Source organism: Saccharothrix hoggarensis, from assembly GCF_042678885.1.
In the GTDB taxonomy this organism is placed as follows: Bacteria; Actinomycetota; Actinomycetes; order Mycobacteriales; family Pseudonocardiaceae; genus Actinosynnema; species Actinosynnema hoggarensis.
The window spans coordinates 1-3,976 of the sequence record NZ_JBHTLK010000372.1 but is presented as its reverse complement, the minus strand read 5'-3'; the positions used below and the strand labels follow the sequence as shown (position 1 = coordinate 3,976).

General features: G+C 73.6%; 4 protein-coding genes. All 4 read left to right on the top strand.

Annotated features, from left to right (window positions below; all coding sequences use genetic code 11):
• Positions 1–470, top strand: a 470-nt coding sequence (locus ACFQ3T_RS34960) for an FtsB family cell division protein (RefSeq protein ID WP_380730148.1), incomplete at its 5' end; no start/stop codon positions are given.
• A complete protein-coding gene (locus ACFQ3T_RS34955) occupies positions 467–958 on the top strand; it encodes a DUF501 domain-containing protein (protein WP_380730150.1) in 492 nt (163 codons plus the stop codon). The genes ACFQ3T_RS34960 and ACFQ3T_RS34955, both read left to right, overlap by 4 nt.
• Before the next feature lie 172 nt (positions 959–1,130).
• A complete protein-coding gene (locus ACFQ3T_RS34950; protein WP_380730146.1) occupies positions 1,131–2,507 on the top strand; it encodes a lytic murein transglycosylase in 1,377 nt (458 codons plus the stop codon).
• A gap of 65 nt (positions 2,508–2,572) precedes the next feature.
• On the top strand, positions 2,573–3,523 hold the full coding sequence (locus ACFQ3T_RS34945) for a Ppx/GppA phosphatase family protein (RefSeq protein ID WP_380730144.1): 951 nt from the start codon (positions 2,573–2,575) through the stop codon (positions 3,521–3,523).
• The last annotated feature ends 453 nt before the right edge of the window (positions 3,524–3,976 follow it).

The following is a 3,976-nucleotide window of genomic DNA, read 5'->3' as shown; positions in this document are numbered from 1 at the left end:
AGTCGCGCAGGGCCGCCGTGCCGCCGCGCACCCGTCCGGCGGCGCGCAAGCCGCAGTCCAAGGCCCGGACCAGGGCAGGGGCGGGCACCGGCGGCGCGTTCGGCATGACGGGCACGCGCCGGGCCGCGCTGCTCGCGATGGTGGTGTGCGCGCTGGCGTTGAGCATCGCCGTGCCGCTGCGGACCTACCTGGCCCAGCGCGAGGAGCTGCGCGACGTCACCGCCTCGCACGAGACCCTGCGGGCCGAGGTCGCCGAGCTGGAGCGGCGCAAGCAGGAACTGGCCGATCCCGCGCACGTCGAGGCCGAGGCACGACGCCGGCTGCACTACGTGCGGCCCGGCGAGACGCCCTACATCGTGCAGCTCCCCGGCGACGCGGAGCGCGAACTGGAAGAGCAGCGACCGGCGACCAAGCCGGCCGAGGACAAGGCGTGGTACGAGCAGTTGTGGGATTCGGCGGCGGCACGATGACGGTGAGCGACGAGGACCGGGCGGCGGTCGCGGCCCAGCTGGGGCGCGCGCCCCGAGGCATGCGGGCGGTCGCCGCGCGGTGCCCGAGCGGGCACCCGGCGGTCGTGCAGACCAGCCCCAGGCTGGAGGACGGCACGCCGTTCCCCACGCTGTACTACCTGACCTGCTCGCGGCTGAACTCGTACGTCAGCAGGCTCGAAGGGGCCGGGCTGATGAAGGAGATGACCGACCGGCTGGCGGTCGACGAGGACCTGGCGGAGCGCTACCGTCGAGCGCACGAGGCGTACCTGGCCGAACGGGACGCGATCGAGCCGCTCGGCACGACCGTGACGGCGGGCGGGATGCCGGGTCGCGTCAAGTGCCTGCACGTCCACGTGGCCCACTCGCTGGCCGCGGGCCGGGGCGTGAACCCGTTCGGCGACGAGGCCCTCGACCTGCTGGCGCAGTGGTGGCCCAGCGGCGACTGCGCGTCAACCGTGAAAAACTGAACGTACGGGCAGTTCTTAGGGCATTTCGCCGGTGAGCCGGCGCACGACCGTGACACCGCCGTTCGGATCAGGCAGGCTGGGTCGCGGACCGGGTGGCGACTGATGGGGAGATCGTGGCGTGCCGAGGTCGAAGCGACGTGGGCGGAAGCGGGCGACAGCCCAGCCGGGCGTGATGACGCCCAGGCAGTGGGGCTTCGCCGCGACCGCGACGGCGGCGGCGCTGGTTCCCGCGCTGCTGCACGGCGCGACGCCCGTCGACTGGGTCAACCTGGCCGACTCGTCCGGGGTGGAGGCCGTCCCGCCCGGCCCCGGTGACGTGCTCGGCACGCTCGACCTGGACCGCGGCAAGCTCGGCGCCACGGGCCGGCTGCCCGAGATGGACGAGCTGAGCGCGGACCTGCTGGCCGACGCCGACGACCCGTCCGGGTTCGAGGACGAGCTGCCGCCGCTGGACGGCGGTTACCTGCGCGAGGGCAGGCACGGCATCCCCGGCGTGGTGCTGGACGCGTACATGCGCGCGGCGGACCGGCTGGCGCAGACCACGCCCGGCTGCCGCCTCGACTGGCCGCTGCTGGCGAGCATCGGGCGGATCGAGTCCGGGCACGCGCGCGGCGGCCGGGTGTCCGAGGACGGCACGACGGTCAACCCGATCCTGGGCCCGGTGCTCAACGGCGGCCCCGGCATGGCGGCCATCCGCGACACGGACGGCGGCCGGTTCGACGGCGACACCACGTGGGACCGGGCCGTGGGCCCGATGCAGTTCATCCCGTCCACGTGGGCCGGTTACGAGGCCGACGGGAACGGCGACGGCAAGCGCGACCCGAACAACATCTACGACGCCACCATCGGCGCGGGCAACTACCTGTGCGCGTACAACGCGGACGTCAGCGACCCGCAGCAGCGCGCGCGTTCGGTGTTCCGGTACAACCACTCCGAGGAGTACGTGCGGACCGTCCTGTACTGGGCGGACGTGTACGCGAGCGGTGTCGACACGCTGCCGGAGATGGTCGGCTCGGACGACGACTTCTTCTCGAACCCGAGCCCCGGCACCCAGCCGAACAACACCGCGCCGCCCGCCGGCAACACCCCGCCCGGCAGCACGAACCCGCCGGGCTCCACGAACCCGCCGGCGACCGAGCCGTCGAGGCCGGGCACGACGTCGTCGCCGAGCCGGACCGGCATCTCGGTGACGTTGCGGCCGAGCCCGACGAGCGGCACGACGACGACCAGCCCGACCGACCCGTCGTGCCCCACGGAGCCGACGACCACGACGCCCACCAGCACCAGCACGACCACGCCGACGTCGACTGCGCCGCTTCCGCCGGGCTGCACCACGACGACCACCACGACCACGACGACGACGGTCGCTCCGACCACCACGCAGGACACCGCGCCCGGGAGCGCGCCGGGCAGCACATCCGGCACCTCCCGCAGCACGTCGGGCACCTCGGGGACGTCGGGCAGCACGTCCGGCAGCACGTCCGGTTCCAGCGGCACGGTGTCGGGGCACTCGTCGTCCTCGACGACGACCAGCATGAAGCCGGTCTAGTCCGCCCCACCGCCCGTGGCGGCTAGTCTGCTGGCAGCACCCACCGGCAGGGAAGGAACCCGGGCATGGCACGCGTGGCCGCGATCGACTGCGGGACCAACTCGATCCGCCTGCTGGTCGCCGACGTGACCACTTCGGACGGTGGCGAGCGGTCGTTGCGGGACGTGCACCGGGAGATGCGGGTCGTCCGGTTGGGACAGGGCGTCGACGCGACCGGCGAGCTGCACCCCGACGCGATCGCCCGCACCCGCGCCGCCCTCCTCGACTACACGACCGTGTTGCGGCGCAAGGGAACCGAGTGGGTGCGGATGGTGGCCACCTCCGCCACGCGGGACGCCGCCAACAAGGACGCCTTCTTCGACATGGCCCGCACCGTCCTCGGCGTGGACGCTGAGGTGATCACGGGCGACGAGGAGGCGCGCCTGTCGTTCACCGGCGCGGTGTCCGACCTGGACGGTGACGAAGGGCCGTTCCTGGTCGCCGACATCGGTGGCGGGTCCACCGAACTGGTCCTCGGCACGTGGGACGGCGTGCGCGGCGACGTGGAGGCCGCCCGGTCCGTCGACATCGGCTGCGTGCGCCTCACCGAGCGGTGCCTGCGCTCCGACCCGCCCACCGAGGCCGAGGTCGAGGACGCGGTCCGGGTGACGAGGGACGTCCTGGCGGAGGCGTTCGCCGCGGTGCCGACGGGCCGCGCGACCACGTGGATCGGCGTCGCCGGCACGGTCACGACGCTCGTCGCGCTCGCCCGCGACATGCCGCGCTACGACCCGCAGGAGATCCACCTGGCCCGGCTCACCACCGACCAGATCCGCGAGACCACCGCGAAGCTGCTCACGATGTCGCACGACGAGCGCGCCGCGCTGGGGCCCATGCACCCCGGCCGGGTGGACGTGATCTGCGGCGGAGCGCTGATCGTCCGCACGCTGGCCGAGCACCTGGAGTCGCAGGGCATCACCGAGCTCGTCGCGAGCGAGCACGACATCCTCGACGGCATCGCGTTCTCCCTCGCCTGACCCGAACCCGCGCTCCGGCCGCCCGCGCTCGACCCGCGTTCCAGGCCCCGCGTCGGAGCGGCGTTCCTGACCGCCGCACCGGACCCGCGTCCCGGCGCGCCCGCACTGCGGCGAGAACCCGGCCGGACCCGCGTCCCGGCGCGCCCGCACTGCGGCGGGTTTCGGGCCGCCGCACCGGACCCGCGTCCGGGCGCACCCACACCGGGCCGGCGAGAACCCGGCCGGGCTGTCAACTGGGATTGATCGCGACGATGTTGTGACGCCACGATCCGTGTTGGACTCGTCACAGTCCCCATAGCGTTCCTCTCACGCTGTGGAAGCGGTCGACTCTGTTCGGTTACCCCCGATCAGGTGGGAGGACCCATTGGGAGGCGCGGTGGGCGGAGCTGTTGCGCCCTCCGGCCCGGCGTCCGTGCACTTTGTGGCCGCCGCCGTCGGGGATGTTGCCCAGCT

Excerpts from the sequence above, each read along its gene's own strand:
- ACFQ3T_RS34945 (WP_380730144.1), top strand. The coding sequence starts at position 2,573 with ATGGCACGCGTGGCCGCGATCGACTGCGGGACCAACTCGATCCGCCTG.
- ACFQ3T_RS34950 (WP_380730146.1), top strand. The coding sequence starts at position 1,131 with ATGACGCCCAGGCAGTGGGGCTTCGCCGCGACCGCGACGGCGGCGGCG.
- ACFQ3T_RS34955 (WP_380730150.1), top strand. The coding sequence starts at position 467 with ATGACGGTGAGCGACGAGGACCGGGCGGCGGTCGCGGCCCAGCTGGGG.